Source organism: Chitinophaga sp. H8 (assembly GCF_040567655.1).
GTDB lineage: Bacteria > Bacteroidota > Bacteroidia > Chitinophagales > Chitinophagaceae > Chitinophaga > Chitinophaga defluvii.
The window spans coordinates 1,445,822-1,462,349 of record NZ_JBEXAC010000002.1; the positions used below are offsets into that span (position 1 = coordinate 1,445,822).

At 44.4% G+C, this 16,528-nt stretch carries 16 protein-coding genes; 9 read left to right on the top strand and 7 right to left on the bottom strand.

Annotation, left to right across the window (positions count from 1 at the left end; translation table 11 throughout):
- Positions 1–68: 68 nt before the first annotated feature.
- Positions 69–2,690, bottom strand: coding sequence for an alanine--tRNA ligase (alaS, locus tag ABR189_RS19755; protein ID WP_354662198.1), 2,622 nt, complete (start codon positions 2,688–2,690; stop codon positions 69–71).
- A gap of 396 nt (positions 2,691–3,086) precedes the next feature.
- Between alaS and ABR189_RS19760 the strand changes: the two genes are divergently transcribed.
- The 3 genes from ABR189_RS19760 to ABR189_RS19770 all read left to right on the top strand — a co-directional run bounded on the left by ABR189_RS19760 (position 3,087) and on the right by ABR189_RS19770 (position 5,257).
- Positions 3,087–4,058, top strand: a complete 972-nt coding sequence (locus ABR189_RS19760) for a peptidoglycan DD-metalloendopeptidase family protein (RefSeq protein WP_354662199.1) — start codon at positions 3,087–3,089, stop codon at positions 4,056–4,058.
- A 118-nt stretch (positions 4,059–4,176) separates the two neighbouring features.
- A complete protein-coding gene (locus ABR189_RS19765) occupies positions 4,177–4,743 on the top strand; it encodes a MerR family transcriptional regulator (protein ID WP_354662200.1) in 567 nt (188 codons plus the stop codon).
- Between the two features lie 10 nt (positions 4,744–4,753).
- The gene (locus ABR189_RS19770; protein ID WP_354662201.1) at positions 4,754–5,257 is read left to right on the top strand and encodes a thioredoxin domain-containing protein; all 504 of its coding nucleotides are present in this window, start codon (positions 4,754–4,756) and stop codon (positions 5,255–5,257) included.
- Between the two features lie 113 nt (positions 5,258–5,370).
- On the opposite strand, the gene ABR189_RS19775 is transcribed toward ABR189_RS19770, so the two are convergent.
- Together ABR189_RS19775 and ABR189_RS19780 are read right to left on the bottom strand one after the other, a co-directional pair.
- Positions 5,371–6,462 (bottom strand): mechanosensitive ion channel family protein, encoded by a 1,092-nt coding sequence (locus tag ABR189_RS19775; protein ID WP_354662202.1) that lies wholly within the window; start codon positions 6,460–6,462, stop codon positions 5,371–5,373.
- Between the two features lie 73 nt (positions 6,463–6,535).
- On the bottom strand, positions 6,536–7,690 hold the full coding sequence (locus ABR189_RS19780) for an amidohydrolase family protein (protein ID WP_354662203.1): 1,155 nt from the start codon (positions 7,688–7,690) through the stop codon (positions 6,536–6,538).
- A gap of 154 nt (positions 7,691–7,844) precedes the next feature.
- On the opposite strand from ABR189_RS19780, the gene prfA reads away from it, so the two are divergent.
- The 3 genes from prfA (at position 7,845) to ABR189_RS19795 (ending at position 10,665) form a co-directional block, all read left to right on the top strand.
- Positions 7,845–8,912 (top strand): peptide chain release factor 1, encoded by a 1,068-nt coding sequence (prfA, locus tag ABR189_RS19785; protein WP_354662204.1) that lies wholly within the window; start codon positions 7,845–7,847, stop codon positions 8,910–8,912.
- A 265-nt stretch (positions 8,913–9,177) separates the two neighbouring features.
- Positions 9,178–9,783, top strand: a complete 606-nt coding sequence (locus tag ABR189_RS19790) for a hypothetical protein (RefSeq protein WP_354662205.1) — start codon at positions 9,178–9,180, stop codon at positions 9,781–9,783.
- 204 nt (positions 9,784–9,987) lie between these two features.
- Entirely contained in the window at positions 9,988–10,665 is a 678-nt protein-coding gene (locus ABR189_RS19795; protein ID WP_354662206.1) for a YiaD family glycine zipper/OmpA-like lipoprotein, read from the top strand.
- 405 nt (positions 10,666–11,070) lie between these two features.
- On the opposite strand, the gene ABR189_RS19800 is transcribed toward ABR189_RS19795, so the two are convergent.
- From ABR189_RS19800 to ABR189_RS19815, 4 genes are all read right to left on the bottom strand, one after another.
- On the bottom strand, positions 11,071–11,457 hold the full coding sequence (locus ABR189_RS19800) for a VanZ family protein (protein WP_354662207.1): 387 nt from the start codon (positions 11,455–11,457) through the stop codon (positions 11,071–11,073).
- Positions 11,458–11,600: 143 nt separating this feature from the next.
- Positions 11,601–11,981: a glycine cleavage system protein GcvH gene (gcvH, locus tag ABR189_RS19805; RefSeq protein WP_354662208.1), complete on the bottom strand. Its 381-nt coding sequence runs from the start codon at positions 11,979–11,981 to the stop codon at positions 11,601–11,603.
- Between the two features lie 135 nt (positions 11,982–12,116).
- Complete coding sequence (locus ABR189_RS19810) at positions 12,117–12,779, bottom strand: peptidylprolyl isomerase (protein ID WP_354662209.1); 663 nt, start codon at positions 12,777–12,779, stop codon at positions 12,117–12,119.
- A 71-nt stretch (positions 12,780–12,850) separates the two neighbouring features.
- Positions 12,851–13,189: a hypothetical protein gene (locus tag ABR189_RS19815; protein WP_354662210.1), complete on the bottom strand. Its 339-nt coding sequence runs from the start codon at positions 13,187–13,189 to the stop codon at positions 12,851–12,853.
- Between the two features lie 329 nt (positions 13,190–13,518).
- On the opposite strand from ABR189_RS19815, the gene ABR189_RS19820 reads away from it, so the two are divergent.
- From ABR189_RS19820 to ABR189_RS19830, 3 genes are all read left to right on the top strand, one after another.
- The gene (locus ABR189_RS19820; protein ID WP_354662211.1) at positions 13,519–14,520 is read left to right on the top strand and encodes an AAA family ATPase; all 1,002 of its coding nucleotides are present in this window, start codon (positions 13,519–13,521) and stop codon (positions 14,518–14,520) included.
- Between the two features lie 114 nt (positions 14,521–14,634).
- Positions 14,635–15,501, top strand: a complete 867-nt coding sequence (locus ABR189_RS19825; protein ID WP_354662212.1) for a DUF58 domain-containing protein — start codon at positions 14,635–14,637, stop codon at positions 15,499–15,501.
- A 66-nt stretch (positions 15,502–15,567) separates the two neighbouring features.
- Positions 15,568–16,524, top strand: coding sequence for a hypothetical protein (locus ABR189_RS19830; RefSeq protein ID WP_354662213.1), 957 nt, complete (start codon positions 15,568–15,570; stop codon positions 16,522–16,524).
- Positions 16,525–16,528: the final 4 nt, after the last annotated feature.

Below are 16,528 nucleotides of genomic sequence, written 5' to 3' on the forward strand. Positions count from 1 at the left end.
GGGATAGATGGGGCTGAACGCAGGTATATGTTAGCAGGCGTTCAGCCCCGGTTAATATTTGCCACCGGTTATGATTGGATGGCTCCTTTTATTTTCTGGATTACCTGTTCCAGTTGGCCTGTTTCCTGGCCACCTGCTGTTGCAAAGTTTTTCTGGCCTCCACCGCCGCCTTTTATGAGGGGGGCTACCAGTTCTTTGATCATTTTGGGTGCTTCCCAACCTTTTGAAGTTACCAGGTTATCTGCTATCAGCAGGGCCACACTTGCTTTGCCGGCGATATTAGCCGCCAGCACCAGCACATGGTCCGGTATATCATTTTTCAGTGCAAAGGCAAGGTTTTTCAATCCTTCCGCAGTGCTGATTGTTACTACTTTGCCCAGGAAGTTGACCCCATTTATATTTTCCGCTGCAGATTTCAATCCCACGGCCATTTGTTTCACTTTTTCCAGTTCCAGTGCTTCCACTTGTTTTTCCAGTGTAGTTTTGTCCTGTATCAGTGTTTCCACTGTTTTCAGCAGTTCCTTCGGATTTTTCAGGGCAGCTTTTACCGCTTTCAGTTGCAGGAGCTGTTCGTTTATATAGTCTTCCGCCTTGCTACCGGTAACTGCTTCAATACGGCGTACTCCGGCAGCTACGGCACTTTCCGCCGTAAACTTAAACAGGCCCAGCTCACCGGTACTGCCAATGTGGGTACCCCCACATAATTCTACAGAATAGGCCGGGTCCATGATTACCACCCGTACGATGTCTCCGTATTTTTCACCAAACAGGGCCATCGCACCCAGCTGGAGTGCCTGTTCTTTGGGCAACTCCTTGATCACAACCGGTATATTGAGGCGGATCTTTTCATTAACGATCGCTTCTATCCGGGCCAGTTCTTCATCAGTCACCTTGGCAAAATGGGAGAAGTCGAACCGGAGGTAATCTGCATTTACCAGGGAGCCTTTCTGGGCTACGTGTGTACCCAGTACTTCCCGGAGGGCAGCATGCAAGAGGTGTGTAGCAGAGTGATGGCGGGCAGTATTGCTGCGTTTGGCCTTGTCTATTTCTGCTTTTACCGGTGCCTGTATCTGTTGGGGCAGTGTATCTGTAAAGTGAACGATCAGGTCGTTTTCCTTCTTGGTATCTGTTACCGCAATTGCTTCATTATCAAAGAACAGGATCCCGGTATCACCCACTTGTCCGCCACTTTCTGCATAGAAAGGGGTTTGGGCCAGCACTACCTGGTATTGTTCCTTGCCTTTGGCCTTTATTTTACGGTATTTCAGGACTTTGGTATTGGTTTCCAGGAGTTCATAACCTACAAAAACGGAGGCAGGTGTTTCATCCAGGATGGTCCAGTCGTCCATATCCAGTTCAGTAGCAGCCCTGGAGCGGTCTTTTTGCTGTTTCATGGCAGCCTCAAAGCCTTTTTCGTCTACGGCAAAGCCATTTTCCGCAGCAATGAGGTTGGTAAGATCCAGGGGAAAGCCAAAGGTGTCGTATAATTCAAAGGCGGTTTTGCCATCTACTGCTTTAGTAGTGGCTTTGCCCATTACATCTTCCATCCGGCGGATACCGCTGTCCAGGGTGCGGAGGAAGTTATTTTCTTCTTCAAACACTACTTTTTTCACGAACTCCTGTTGTTGTTGTAATTCCGGGAATACATGGGCAAATTGCTGTGCCAGTACCGGTACGAGTTCATGGAGCAGTGGTTTTTTCACTTCCAGGAAAGAGAAATAATATCTTACTGCCCTGCGGAGGATACGGCGTATCACGTAGCCGGCACCGTTGTTGGAGGGCAGCTGGCCATCCGCGATGGTAAAACAGATGGCGCGGATGTGGTCTGCGATTACCCGGAAAGCCACATCTTTTTTATCATCAGACTGGGTATATACTTTACCTGTCAGCTTTTCGGTGGTGTGTACGGTACCCATGAAGAGGTCGGTATCGTAGTTGGACTGTTTGCCCTGCAATACCCTAACGAGGCGTTCCAGCCCCATACCGGTATCCACATGTTTGGCCGGTAAAGGCACCAGGCTCCCATCTTTCTGCCGGTTGAACTGCATGAATACGTTATTCCATATTTCTATCACCTGTGGGTGATCTGCGTTGACGAGGGTGCTGCCGGGTACTTGGCTCCGTTCATCATCCAGGCGGCAGTCTACGTGGATTTCCGAGCAGGGGCCGCAGGGGCCGGTATCTCCCATTTCCCAGAAGTTATCCTTTTTGTTTCCCAGGAGGATACGGTCTTCCGCGATCACTTCTTTCCAGAAGTTATAAGCTTCTTCGTCTTTAGGGAGGTTTTCATTTGCATCTCCCTCAAACACAGTTACATAGAGCCTGTCTTTCGGTATTTTGTATACTTCCGTCAATAGTTCCCAGCTCCAGGCGATGGCTTCTTTTTTAAAGTAGTCGCCAAAGCTCCAGTTGCCCAGCATTTCAAACATGGTATGGTGGTAGGTATCGATCCCTACTTCTTCCAGATCATTGTGTTTTCCGCTTACGCGCAGGCATTTCTGGGTATCAGCCACCCGTTTATGGGCCGGTACCTTGTTGCCCAGGAAGTAGTCTTTAAACTGGTTCATGCCCGCATTGGTGAACAAAAGGGTGGGGTCATTTTTTACTACTATAGGCGCGGAAGGGACGATCTGGTGCCCTTTGGAGGCAAAAAAGTCCATGAATTGCTGTCTGATCTCGGAAGCTGTCATAAAATATTGAAGCGGATTAATATGTATTTTAAATTTTATAATTGTGTCTAAATTAAATTTGACTTTAATTTGTATTTTAAGCTGATCTTAAGATAGTTAGAAATTTGAAGCTTAAAAGATTGCCGTTTTAGTCTAATTCATTTAGGTTTGTACGCTTTATTTACCTGCTATATTAAAGCGGGAGTGCAAAAATATTGAAACCTGTATGATTATTCAAATGAGGTTTGGACTGGGAGCATTATGCTGCCGGTTTTTTGTGATGAAGTAAATGTGGGCAACGGATTTTTGTGTTTTACGTCTTTCGAAAATGCATCCATAAGTTTGAAGCCTCTGAAATAAAACAGCTGTAATGACGTTAGGACATGGATGTTCTGGCACAAAGTACAACCCTGATGCATGAAGAAGGTCAAATATTTTTATAATACCCAAACCCTTAAATATGAAAAGCTCGTAGTATCGCTGCGGGTAAAAATACTGCGGATATTAGGATTTCTTTCGGCGGCCATCGTTACCGGAGCGCTGTTTCTTACCGTTTCTTACCGTTTCCTGGATTCTCCTAAGGAAAAGTCATTACGGGCGGAGCTGGACAATATGCGGGAGAATTTTGACGGGTTGAAAGGGCGGATGAATGAGATGAAGGGAAAGTTGGGAGAGCTGGAGAAGCGGGATAATGAAATTTACCGGGTAATATTTGAAGCCTCTCCTATTCCGGACAGTACCCGGGAAGGAAAGATTGATAAGGATGAGGAAGTGAGTCAGTTGTCGTCGTTTGCCAGCAGTGATATTATTGCGTCCACTGCAGGCTTGTTGAAGGAGTTGGTAAACCGGGTACAGGCCCAATCTAAATCATATGAAGAAATTGACGAGCTGGTAAAGAACAAGCAGAAGATGCTGGTATCTATTCCGGCTATTCAACCAGTGGCCAATAAAGATCTGAACAGGATTGCTTCCGGCTTTGGTTACCGGATTGATCCTATCTACAAAACCGTTAAATTCCATGCCGGGCTTGACTTTACAGCACCCAGTGGTACCCCTATCTATGCCACCGGAGATGGTGTAGTAGAAGAAGCGAGTTTAAGTGATGTAGGGTATGGCAATCATGTGGTGATACGCCATGGTTATGGATATAAAACGTTGTACGGGCATATGCTGCGTATGAAGGTAAAAACCGGACAGTCTGTGAAAAGAGGTGATGTGGTAGGATGGGTAGGCAGTACCGGAAAGTCTACCGGGCCGCATTGCCATTATGAGGTAATCAAGAATGGAGAGAAAGTAGACCCGGTATATTTCTTCTTTAATGATCTTACGCCGGAAGAGTTTGACCGGATGCTGAAGATTGCCCGTTCGGGCAACCAATCATTCGATTAATACCGGATAAATAGCGGATTTTAGGTGTTTAGCATGGAAATTGCTGCATGGAATATGTTTTTGTGAAGGACTGGTTAATTTCATCTTTCTAACAGATATTTGCCATATTGTTATTATCATGATTCACCAATTGGACCTTTTTCCATCATCGGATCAGCCACCAACACCCCCGCCAGCTACGGATAAGGTGACTGTGCTGCTTCCTAAAGTGAAACCTCCGGTGGATGCAGCAGATGCTAACGGAACATCAGCTGTGGCGGTGGAGGCAGACACTACTACCATTACAGCGAAGGGGAAAAAACGTGGACGTAAATCATTAAAAGCAGTGTTGGATAACCCGGACCTGATTAAAGAATTAGATAAGTTGACATTAGAAAAACAATATTACTCCATCAGCGAAGTAGCGCTGATGTTTAAAGTAAATGCTTCTCTGATCAGGTATTGGGAGAATGAATTTGATATACTGCAGCCTAAGAAGAACAGAAAAGGTGACCGGTTATTCAGGCAGGAGGATATTCACCACCTGAAACTGATCTATCACTTGTTGCGGGAAAGAAAGTATACTATAGAAGGCGCCAAGCAAAAGTTGAAAGAAGATAAAAAGTTAGCAGCCCGTAATTTCGAAATGGTACAGGCTTTGCTAAAGGTAAGAGGATTTTTGACTGAACTGAAAGATCAATTATAAAAATAAGATTATGCGATTGAAAACATTGTTATTAGGCGGCGCACTGTTACTGACCTCCCTTTCATGGGCACAAACCAGTAAAACTGATAAGGTAATAAAAGGCCGGATAGAAATGAAAACCTTTATGAATGATCAGGATCTTGCCTGGTTTTATCATGGAGTAAATTCTTATACGCCCAACGATAAAATGGTTGATTATATTAAATCAAACAGGGGGAAATATAACATTATAGCATTGATAGGTACCTGGGATGAAACCAGCCGTCAGCTGTTGCCTAAGTTATACAAGACGATGATCCTGGCCAGCAGTGAAGAACAGATCATGGTGTGGGGTGCGGATGAAAAGCTGCAAACTGATGCACCTACTGATTATAAGCTGAAAAAGGTGCCTACTTTTATTATCATGAAAGATGGCAAGGAAGAAGGTCGCCTGGTAGGTGAATCTAAAGAAACCATTGAAAGTGAAGTGGCGCGTTTGCTGCTGAAAATGAACCGTAAGGAAAAGGGCGAATAATATTGCCGATTAATAAACCTATTTATAAAAAGGGGATGTATCAGTTTTTTGATACGTCCCCTTTTCATTTTTCATGAAGGCTGATCCATTATGTATTACAGGAAATATAGCCGTTACTGTGCCGAAGGTGTTTCTCCTGGTTTACTTAGTTTGATATCATGTTGTTCCATAGACCTGATTACCTGCAGGTTAATGTTTTCGCGTAATGCAGCATATCGGTTGCCATCAATAATATAGGTCATATAAGCAATCTGGATAACGTAGGTGTCTTTGGTAAAGTCGTTGAGGTTCACCGTAAACCCTTCCAGCACATTGGGGTTAGTTTCCAGGGATGCTTTGATATCCTGTAGGAGGAGCAGGACTTTATCCGCCGGGGTATTGCCTGCCAGTTCCAGTTTGATCGCCACCCGCTGTTGGGTACGCAGGGTGAAATTATCGAGTATGCTATCCACCATCTTTTTATTGGGAACAGTTACAAATGTTTTTTCCGGTGTGCGGATACGGGTACTGCGCAGCCCTATTTTTTCTACGGTGCCCTGGAAAGCATCCACTTTTACCGTATCGCCTACACGGAATGGCTTGTCAGAAAATATGATGAAGGAGCCTATCAGGTTTTCAATACTTTCTTTAGCAGCCAATGCAAGTGCAGCAGCACCGATACCAAGGCCAGCGATGATCTTTTCTACCAGCCCGTTGCCAAACAATATCCGGATAAAGAGGATCGCCCCGAAAATAAAGACAATCGCTTTGAAGAAATCTTTAAAGAATACGATGAACTGCGCATCGCTTTTGTCGTTGGATATTTCCGCTTTCTTCTGCAGCACCATTGCAATGAAATCTATCAGTCTCAGCATGATCCAGATAATGCTCATGCTGAACACCATTTTCAGGATGGTATCTGTGGCGTTTTGAAGCGTAAAAGTGTTGTAGAGCTTGATGTTCAGCTGTTGTGGAAAAGTAAACCGGTCGATGGTGACCATAAAAGTAACCAGTACCAGGAAGTATTCCAGCGGGCGGAGCAGCAGGTTTACAAAATCCCGTTGATCCATTTGGGGGGACCAGCGCCTTACCAGCCGGAAAATGAGTGTGGCAATTCCTTTGGAAAGGAATCTTTTGATCAGAAAAACGAATAACAGTACAGCTGCCAGTGCCAGGTAATCTCTTACCGGGTTGTCGAGGATGACCTGGTCTAAAAATGTGTTCATATGAAGTGGTTAAGTCAGGTACGGCAATATGTTATTTTATGTGCCGTATGGCGCAAAGATATTTATTTAAGGGTTATATGATACGTTCGCTATGGAGATGATGTAAAGCCACTACACCTGGTTTCTTCCCTTTTTCAAAGCTGCCATATGTATCCACTATGTTTAATGCATGCGCCCCATTTAAGGTAGCCCATTGTAACAGCTCTTCCAGCGGAATATCGGGGAAATGTTGTTGAATGGTCTGTATTTCGGCCCATATAGAGAGCTGATGATTAGACGCCAGGCTATCGGTACCCAGGGTAATATTACAATGGTGCCTGCGAAAGCAGGAAATATCCGGAAGTGTTTGTTCAATATACAGGTTAGCCTGGGGGCAAAAGCACCAGTATACGTCCGGGTGTTGGGCCTGAGCAAACAGGATATCCTGTTCCGTAGTAAAGGTGTTATGTACCAGCAGCAGTTTACCTGGCTGCATATAGGGCAGGTAGGTTTGGAGGCTGGTGTGACCGGAAGGAGCGAACCCATTGATAAGAATACCAAAATGCCGGTAGAAGTCAACGAAGGCCCCTGTTTTGTCTATGTAGAGTTCATTTTCAGCCCGGCATTCCTGGTTATGGATACTTACCGGGGTATTAGGGTGTACACTTGCCAGTAATTCAAATAATGCCTTGCTCACAGAATAAGGTGCATGGGGCACGATAGAAGTATGATGCATCGTACCATTAATGGCATTGAACTGTTGATATACTTCTTTGCTATGTGCAAACCGGTTGGCCGCCGCTGCTTCCACAAAGCCCATGGTTTCGATAAATGAATGATAAAACAGCCGTCCCTGCTGTTTGATATCCAGGGTGGCGGTGGTATTGGCAATATCTCCTACCGCGGCAATACCCGATTGCCACATAGCAGCTTCGGCAGCTGCCATAGCCTGGGCCATGGCTTCCGGGGAGGGGGGCGTTCTATGTTCCATGACGGTGGTCAAAAAAGCAGGCAGTCCGGTTTTTTCGGGCACCTTACCTGCCATATGGGATAATTCCAGGTGGCAGTGGGTATTCACAAATCCGGGGCATAAAATACCTGCCACCTCCCGGATGTCCTCCCCTGCTAAATCCTTGTCCAGTATGCTTTCTACCGTACCGTCCCCGGTTAATACCAATACCTTGTTTTCGCCCAGCAACCGGTACCCGTCAAATATATCTTTTCCCTTTAATTTGATCTGTTTGGACATCCCTGTTATTATTTAAGGTAATTGGTGTTAATTTTGCATCCCAATTTAGTTAGTGGGCAGTTGGCGGTTTACAGTTTTCACTTATCCGGACAATATGCCTTCAAGACTGTAAATTGCAAACTGTAAACTGCAGACTTCAAAGTCAAAGATAATTATGATAGACAAACTGGAAGCCATAAAAGGCCGTTTTGAGCAGGTGTCCATGTCACTTACCAATCCGGAAGTAGTAAGTGATAACAAAAAATTTGGCCAGCTGAGCAAGGAATACCGTCAGCTGGAAAAGGTAGTAAAGGCATATGATGCTTATATAAAATTACTGGATTCCATTGCTTTTAATAAGGAAGTACTGGATAGTGGAGATGAGGAAATGCGGGAGTTGGCAAAAGAGGAGACAGAGACTTTGCAGTTACAGAAAGAGGAGCAGGAAGCTAATATCCGCAATTTGCTGATTCCGAAAGATCCGCAGGATGACAAGAATGCGATCCTGGAGATCCGGGCAGGTACCGGTGGAGATGAGGCCAGTCTTTTTGCAGGAGATCTTTTAAGGATGTACCTCCGCTATTGTGAGAACAAAGGCTGGAGTATTAATATTATGAATGAGAATGCGGGGTCTTCCGGAGGATATAAAGAGGTGGTAGTAGAAGTGAATGGAGATGATGTGTATGGCACCCTTAAATTTGAATCCGGTGTTCACCGGGTGCAGCGTGTACCAGCCACTGAAGGTTCGGGCAGGGTACATACCTCTGCCGCCACTGTAGCGGTGCTGCCGGAGGCAGAAGAGGTGGATGTGGAAATCCGGGAGGCTGATATTAAAATGGATACCTTCCGTTCATCCGGAGCAGGTGGACAGCACGTAAACAAAACAGAATCGGCAGTAAGGCTTACCCACATTCCTACCGGCGTTATTGTAGAGTGTCAGGAAGGGCGCAGTCAGCATTCGAACCGTGATATTGCTATGAAGATGTTACGTACGCGTATATACGAGGCGGCAGTACGTAAACATGAAGATGCCATTGCTTCCCAGCGTAAAAGTCTGGTATCTACGGGCGACCGCTCTGCCAAGATACGTACCTATAACTACCCTCAGGGAAGGGTTACGGACCATCGTATCGGCATGACGATGTATAATCTGGATGCTTTTATGAATGGAGATATTCAGGAAATGTTGCAGGCCCTTCAGTTTGCCGAGAATGCAGAGAAGCTGAAACAGGGGGGTATGTAATCCTTCGCAGTGCAATTGTTTACAGCTGGCAGCGATGCTATTTTATTGTTAAGAAACCCGTTATCCATCTGTATTAATACAGGTGGAAAGTGCCTGCCAGCCAGCTGTAAACAGCTCCGGGCTTCCTATGATCCTTTGTGCATTAAATTTTTTCAGCCCATGGAATTCCCTTACATTTAGTAACAGTCATTTTACCGGATACAGGTAGAATGGTTGCCACCAATGATACTACCACAATTATCCACCCTTCCAAATCTTATCAATCATGTTAGAGCAACTCATGCAACTCGTACGGGAAAATGCGCAGGAACCCGTTGTCAATAATCCTGCTGTACCAAATGAAAACAATGATGCTGTAATAGGCGCAGCTACCCAATCTATTGCTGCGGGACTACAGGACGAGCTGGCCAATGGAAATGGTATGGAAGTGCTTGGCTTATTGGGAGAGAGCAGCGGTAATGGCATTGCAGACCAGAGTAACCCCCTGGTAAATAAGATTTCCGGTAATTTCATCGATAGCCTGTTACAGAAATTTAATATGGATAAAGGAGCTGCCACGCAATTGGCTGCCAGCCTGATCCCTACAGTATTAGGCTCACTCGTGCAGAAAACCAATGACCCCAATAACAGTAGCTTTAGTTTGCCTGGTATTTTGAACTCTTTAACCGGAGGAAAGGCGGCCGGTTTGAACCTGGATGGTATCTTAGGCCAGTTTAAAGGCGGGCTGGATGCTAATGGCGATGGCCAGGTAGATTTAAAAGACCTGATGGGAGCACTTTCCGGTGGAGCTAAAGCGCAACAGGCGGAACAGCAGTCCCAGAGCAATGAGGAAGGTGGCCTTGGTGGAATGCTTAAAAACCTTTTAGGCTGATTCTTTGTTTACAAGAAGTGATTACCCTTGTTTATATATGATATACCTGTCATCTATAGGTATAGGTAATGTTTTTTTTGTACCCATTATTAAATCGGAATCAATTATTTGAAGGCAGAAATAGAAACTGGCAAAGTATTTGTTTCTATAATTCCGTTAATTTTGATCTTCGAAAAATTACACTTCATGTTTAAACTTACTACAATGAAAAGAATGAATGTACTGGTAGTCGTGGCCTTGTCCGTTTCCATGCTATTTAGCTGTAAAACCTGGCAGAGTATGGACAATACTAAAAAAGGTGCAGCAATAGGTGTTGGTGGTGGAGCCGCTGCCGGTGCAGCAATTGGTAAAGCAGCTGGTAACACAGCCTTAGGCGCTATTATTGGTGCCGTAGTGGGCGGTGGTGCTGGTGTTTTGATTGGTAAAAAGATGGATAAGCAGGCACAGGATATTAAAACAGAGGTACCTAATGCTACCGTTGAAAGGGTAGGTGAAGGTATCAACGTTACTTTTGATTCCGGTGTATTGTTTGGCTTTGATAAATCAGACCTGACCCCAACTGCGCAGCAGAACATTGCACAGCTGGTAACTGTACTGAACAAATATCCTGATACTTATGTACGGGTAGAAGGTCATACAGATGACAGAGGTACCGATGCTTACAATGACGGTCTTTCTGAAAGACGCGCCAATGCAGTAGCTAATGCCCTGAAAGCACAAGGTGTGGCAGCTAACCGTATACAGGCATACTGGTATGGTAAAAAGCAGCCTAAAGTGCCTAATGATTCTGATGCTAACCGTGCTAAGAACCGTCGTGTAGAGTTTGCTATCTTCGCAAATGACAAGATGAAATCTGATGCCAAGAAAGAAGCTGGGCAGTAATTAGTATACTAGTACAAATTTAATATATTGATCCCTCCGGTAATGCCGGGGGGATTTTTTTTTGAGCTGTTAGCTATTAGCTCAAATGCAGCGGAAGAAAGCTTTTAGCGCAATGCAGCGGATGGTTCAATGATAGTTATATGCTAATGATCTGTTGCCTGTGTGGTAATTTTGCCTCACAGGATGTTTTTGTTATACCCTTTTTATAGCCTTTTATGCTCTATTCATACTCTATCTATGCTTTAACTATGCTTTAACCATGCTCTAACCATGCTTCAAGCATAGGGAAAGGTAGTTTACTCATAGCTTAACCATATCTATAGCACGCTTTTACCAAGCTTCAGGTAGGCTTTTCAGGATGTGTTTACGGTCCGCTGCATTCAGCTAATAGCTAACTGCCAACAGCTAACGGCTCTTAATAAACCACTTGCGGAATAATTTGAACACCCAGATGCCGGCAAATGCGCCAAGGGAATCAGCGAGGAGGTCGTCCCATTCAAAGCTGCGGCTACTGGTAAGGAATTTTTGGACTAATTCAATAGCCAGGCCATAGCAGGCTGCCAGGAGGGCCATTACGGCCATAGTCAGGGCGGAGATATGTTTGTTTTGTCTGAAATAACCAATACAGAGAAAGAATACGGTACCACCCCAGAGGCAAAAGTGTACTATTTTATCAACCGGGAGTTTTCCAAACCAGGAAACCTTTGGAACGTCTTTACTGGGAAGTGTGCAAAGAAAAAGGATGAGTAGTATCCATAAGATGGCCGGTAAATAATATTTCAGTGTTTTCATTCCTTCCTTATTGGCTCGTTCAGTTAACAATATTTCCGTGCGGATACTACTATTATAAATATGGACAACAGGTATGTATGATGATACAAAACCTGTTGTCCATTATATATGAAAGGTTAAATATGCCAGGTATTAAGACAGACTTATTCGCCTACAAGTGCCTGATAAGCAGCTGCATCCAGCAAACCTTCAACATCTGCAGGATTGTTGACAGTTACTTTCACCATCCATCCGGCAGCATACGGATCCTGATTTACCAGTTCCGGTGCATTTTCCAGTTCAGGATTAACTTCATTTACAGTGCCGGATACAGGCAGGAAAAGGTCAGATACTGTTTTTACAGCTTCTACTGTACCAAATACTTCTTCTGCGTTCAGTGATTTACCCACCGTAGCAATATCTACGAATACGATATCACCCAATTCGCGTTGTGCAAAATCAGTGATACCAATAGTAGCGATATTCCCTTCCAATGAAACCCATTCATGGTCTTTTGTGTAGCGCAGATTTGACGGAAAATTCATACAAGTTTGATTTTGAGCCGTAAAAATACAGGATTGTAGGGAGAAAAGAAAAAATGCCATTTGCCCCTGCTTAAAATTGGGGGAAATAACCCTTTTTTAACTTTGAGGAGGTATAGGCTGGCGTTGCGTGAATGATCAAAAGAACAGCCATTTCTTTACCAGTCTTATTTTCATAGGAACATCCTGAAGCGGGCGCGCATTTTTATCCGTTTTGAGCGCCGCTATTTTGTCAATCACTTCCATTCCTTTTACCACCTGTCCGAATACGGTATAGCTTTGGTCCAATTGAGGGGTACCTCCTATTGTTTTATAGATTTCCCGTTGGTCTACCGGTATTTTACGACCGCCCAGCCGGGTTTGTTCGATTTTGTCGAGCTGTTCGTCTGTCAGTTTTTTGCCTTGAACGATATAGAACTGGCATCCGGAGGAAGCTTTCTGGGGGTTGTCGTCCCGTGCTGCAGCCAGTACCCCCTTACGATGGAAAAGGTCCAGCTGAAACTCTGCAGGGATGGTATAGCCCACATCGCCCTCACCCAGTTGTTGCCCTGCCTTGGCATGTTTGGAATCAGGGTCACCACCCTGTATCATGAATCCGCTGATGACCCGGTGAAACAGTACACTATCGTACAGATGTGCCCGGGTGAGTTTAATGAAGTTATCCCGGTGTAATGGCGTTTGATCGTATAGTTTAATGATCATGGTACCATAAGGGGTAATAATCTTTACTTTTCTGTTTTTAGCCATTAAGCCTGTTGTAGTGGTTACAAACAGGATAAAAAATAGTAACAGTCTTTTCATAGCGTTTCCTGTGGTTAAAATAAAAAGGCCGGTTGAGTATCATGGTAATGCACTTCACCGGCCTTGTAAGATTATTCTTCGTCTTTGAAGAAATAGGTAATAATGTGTTCTTTTAAGAACCTTTCCTGTTCTTCCGCATCCATTTTAGGTACCGGATCACCTTCTTTAAAGTGTGGCCAGCCGTCTTTATCGTAGCCATCCAGTATAAAATATCCGCTTTGGCTGAGTAGGGTGCATACCGCAATATGCATCAGGTCCTGTTTTTGTTCTTTCGTAAATTTCTTTTTGGCACTGCCCAGTTCCTGTATACCGATCAGGAAAAGGATGGCTTCCATATCTGGTGTTTTACCAAAACGTTCTGTTAACATGGTTTCCACTGGTTGCCATCGCTGCTCAAAATCATCCTGCATAAATATTATAATTGTACATATTAAAAATAATAGCTGCTATAGCTGTAAGCCCGCAGCATTCGGTGCAAATGTACGTTATACGTAAAAATATTATATAAATATGCCCAGGCTTTATTAAATTGGGTGCCGCTTGTAGCGGAGTGCAGGAAAATATGTCATTAACGGTGAAGCGTATTGTAATGGCATAAATGGCAGGGGTAATAACCGGAAAATGCCCTACGGTAGCAAGTTTAACAGCATTTTAACGGCACAATGTACCAGGAGCCTGGATGTTTTGATGGTAGAATGTTTATTTTAGCAAACCTGAATTCAAATGAAAAATAAATAGCATGGAAAATACATCGTCTGATATCCGTCAATTAAACGAAAAGATTCATCAGGCCAGTGCCTTTGTAGATCTGCTTAATATGGAGCTGGGCAAAGCTGTAGTAGGCCAGCGTTATATGGTGGAAAGGCTGTTGATAGGGCTGCTGGCACAGGGGCACGTATTGCTGGAAGGTGTGCCGGGATTGGCCAAAACATTATCCATTAAATCACTGGCATCTGCTATTAATGCCAAATTCAGCCGTATACAGTTTACACCGGATCTGCTACCGGCGGATGTGGTAGGTACGATGATATATAATCAGCAACGTAATGAGTTTATGGTACGTAAGGGGCCTATTTTTGCCAACTTTATCCTGGCTGATGAAATAAACCGTGCCCCGGCCAAAGTACAAAGTGCCTTGCTGGAAGCGATGCAGGAAAGGCAAATTACTATTGGAGATACTACCTTCAAACTGGATGATCCTTTCCTGGTACTGGCTACACAAAATCCGATTGAACAGGAAGGTACTTATAATCTGCCTGAAGCACAGGTAGACCGTTTTATGCTGAAAGTAGTCATTGGCTACCCCAGCAAGGAAGAAGAAAGACAGATTATCCGTCAGAACCTCAACCCGGAAGGCGCTGTAGCGATCCGCCCGGTGATACAGCCTTCAGATATCCTGGAAGCGCGTAAACTGGTACGGGAAGTGTACATGGATGAAAAGATTGAACGTTACATTATAGATATCGTTTTTGCCACCCGTAATCCGGAGGAATACAAGTTGCAGAAACTGAAGCCGCTGATCTCTTACGGAGGCTCTCCAAGAGCAAGTATTAACCTGGCACTGGCTTCCAAAGCCTATGCCTTTATGAAGCGCCGGGGATATGTAATTCCGGAAGATGTGCGCAGTATATGCTTTGACGTGATGCGCCACCGTGTGGGCTTAACTTATGAAGCAGAAGCGGAAAATGTAACCAGTGAAAATATCCTGAGCGAAATCCTGAATGCAGTAGAAGTACCGTAGTAGTTAGGATGGCTGTTGTACGGCCGGTATTCCGGCCGGGTAGTTTTACAGTTTTCAGACACCGGATAGTTTTGTAATTGATAATTGATAATTGATAACTCGTAATTTATTCCTGTGGATACGGCTGAAATATTAAAGAAGGTAAGGCAGATCGAGATCAAGACCAAAGGGCTTACCAATCATATTTTTGCAGGCGAATACCATAGCGCTTTCAAAGGCCGGGGTATGTCGTTCAGTGAGGTAAGGGATTACCAGTTTGGAGATGATGTAAGGTCTATAGACTGGAATGTAACTGCACGGTTCAATCATCCTTTCATCAAAGTATTTGAAGAAGAGCGGGAGCTAACGGTTATGCTGCTGGTAGACGTGAGTGAAAGTGCTGATTTTGGTACCGTTAAGCAGGATAAGCGGGCATTGATAGCAGAGATTTGTGCTGTGCTGGCCTTTTCGGCTATTAAGAATAATGATAAGGTGGGAGTGATATTTTTCAGTGATGGCATGGAAAAGTATATTCCGCCTAAAAAGGGGAAATCACATATTCTTTTCATCATCAGGGAGTTACTATCGTTTAAACCTAAACGAAAGGGAACGAACCTGTCAGAAACCTTGCGTTTCTTTAACAATGCCACCAAGAAGCGGAGTATTGTTTTTTTATTGAGTGATTTTTTGTCTGGCAATTACCAGGATGCCTTGAACATTGCCTCCAAGCGGCATGATATGGTAGGCGTGCATGTGTATGATCAGCGGGATAAGGAATTGCCACCGGTAGGGCTGATTCAGATGTCGGACGCAGAAACCGGAGCATTACAATGGGTAGATACAGCCGACCGCCGTGTACGTGAATATTATACACAACAGTTTCTGCAACATTCACAGTATTGCCGTAATGCTTTCCTCAAAAGCGGTGCAGAACTGGTTACGGTGCGTACAGATGAGGACTATGTAAAAGCATTGCAGGTGTTTTTCCTGAACAGAGCATAAGTATTAAAGGGGAGCTAATTTATCATGCGTAATCAAGTCAAAGTAATAAATCGTATTTTCTTATTTATGTTGCTGGGATATCTATTATGTCCTGGCAAGACCTTTGCGCAGCATTATTTGGATATTCAGGCACGTGCTGATACCGATAAAATCCGGATTGGAGAGCATGTAAAGCTGGAACTTTCTGCCCGTGTACAGTTGGAGGGTTTAAAAGGAGCCAGTTTTAAAGTGTTTTTCCCCAGTCTGCCAGATTCTTTCAGTCATTTTGAAGTCGTAAACCGTTCAGAACTGGATACAGCGACTGCCCCCGGAGAGAAATTTTTTAAGCAAACTGTTACAGTAACCAGCTTTGATTCCGGCCGTTGGGAAATACCCGCACTCAAATTTGAAGTATTCTCTGTTACAGATGGCTCGTATGATTCTGTATTTACGCAACCGGTTTTCATCGATGTAAATACTGTAGCCGTAGATACTACCAAGGCGTTTAAACCGATCAAAGCAGTAAAGGGAGTAGCCTGGAATCTGCTGGATTATTGGCTGTACCTGGTGATTGGCGCAGTAGCTGTATTACTGATTATTGGATTGATCTGGTACTTCCGGAAGAAACCGGTAAAAGCACCAGTGGTAACCGGACCGGTGGAATCGCCTTACGATATGGCGATGCGGCAATTGCAGGAGCTGAAGGGAGAAAAACTCTGGGAACAGGGAGATATCAAACAATATTATACCCGCCTCACTGATATTTTACGTAATTATTTCGAGCATCAGTTTGGGATAGCAGCCCTGGAGCAAACCAGTGCGGAACTGTTACAGAATATTAAGCCGGTGACTATTCTGAACCAACAACGGGACAAGCTGCAAACGATATTGATCATTGCTGATCTGGCGAAGTTTGCTAAAATGCAGCCCACGCCACAGGAGCATGAAGATTGTCTTACCAAGGCAACAGAAATTGTGACCTGGACCAAACCGGCAGTAGTGAGAGAAGCACAGCCAGGTGAGGCGCCTAAGCAGCAACCTTAGTATG

Excerpts from the sequence above, each read along its gene's own strand:
- alaS (WP_354662198.1), bottom strand. The coding sequence starts at position 2,690 with ATGACAGCTTCCGAGATCAGACAGCAATTCATGGACTTTTTTGCCTCC.
- ABR189_RS19760 (WP_354662199.1), top strand. The coding sequence starts at position 3,087 with ATGAAGAAGGTCAAATATTTTTATAATACCCAAACCCTTAAATATGAA.
- ABR189_RS19765 (WP_354662200.1), top strand. The coding sequence starts at position 4,177 with ATGATTCACCAATTGGACCTTTTTCCATCATCGGATCAGCCACCAACA.
- ABR189_RS19770 (WP_354662201.1), top strand. The coding sequence starts at position 4,754 with ATGCGATTGAAAACATTGTTATTAGGCGGCGCACTGTTACTGACCTCC.
- ABR189_RS19775 (WP_354662202.1), bottom strand. The coding sequence starts at position 6,462 with ATGAACACATTTTTAGACCAGGTCATCCTCGACAACCCGGTAAGAGAT.
- ABR189_RS19780 (WP_354662203.1), bottom strand. The coding sequence starts at position 7,690 with ATGTCCAAACAGATCAAATTAAAGGGAAAAGATATATTTGACGGGTAC.
- prfA (WP_354662204.1), top strand. The coding sequence starts at position 7,845 with ATGATAGACAAACTGGAAGCCATAAAAGGCCGTTTTGAGCAGGTGTCC.
- ABR189_RS19790 (WP_354662205.1), top strand. The coding sequence starts at position 9,178 with ATGTTAGAGCAACTCATGCAACTCGTACGGGAAAATGCGCAGGAACCC.
- ABR189_RS19795 (WP_354662206.1), top strand. The coding sequence starts at position 9,988 with ATGAAAAGAATGAATGTACTGGTAGTCGTGGCCTTGTCCGTTTCCATG.
- ABR189_RS19800 (WP_354662207.1), bottom strand. The coding sequence starts at position 11,457 with ATGAAAACACTGAAATATTATTTACCGGCCATCTTATGGATACTACTC.
- gcvH (WP_354662208.1), bottom strand. The coding sequence starts at position 11,981 with ATGAATTTTCCGTCAAATCTGCGCTACACAAAAGACCATGAATGGGTT.
- ABR189_RS19810 (WP_354662209.1), bottom strand. The coding sequence starts at position 12,779 with ATGAAAAGACTGTTACTATTTTTTATCCTGTTTGTAACCACTACAACA.
- ABR189_RS19815 (WP_354662210.1), bottom strand. The coding sequence starts at position 13,189 with ATGCAGGATGATTTTGAGCAGCGATGGCAACCAGTGGAAACCATGTTA.
- ABR189_RS19820 (WP_354662211.1), top strand. The coding sequence starts at position 13,519 with ATGGAAAATACATCGTCTGATATCCGTCAATTAAACGAAAAGATTCAT.
- ABR189_RS19830 (WP_354662213.1), top strand. The coding sequence starts at position 15,568 with ATGTTGCTGGGATATCTATTATGTCCTGGCAAGACCTTTGCGCAGCAT.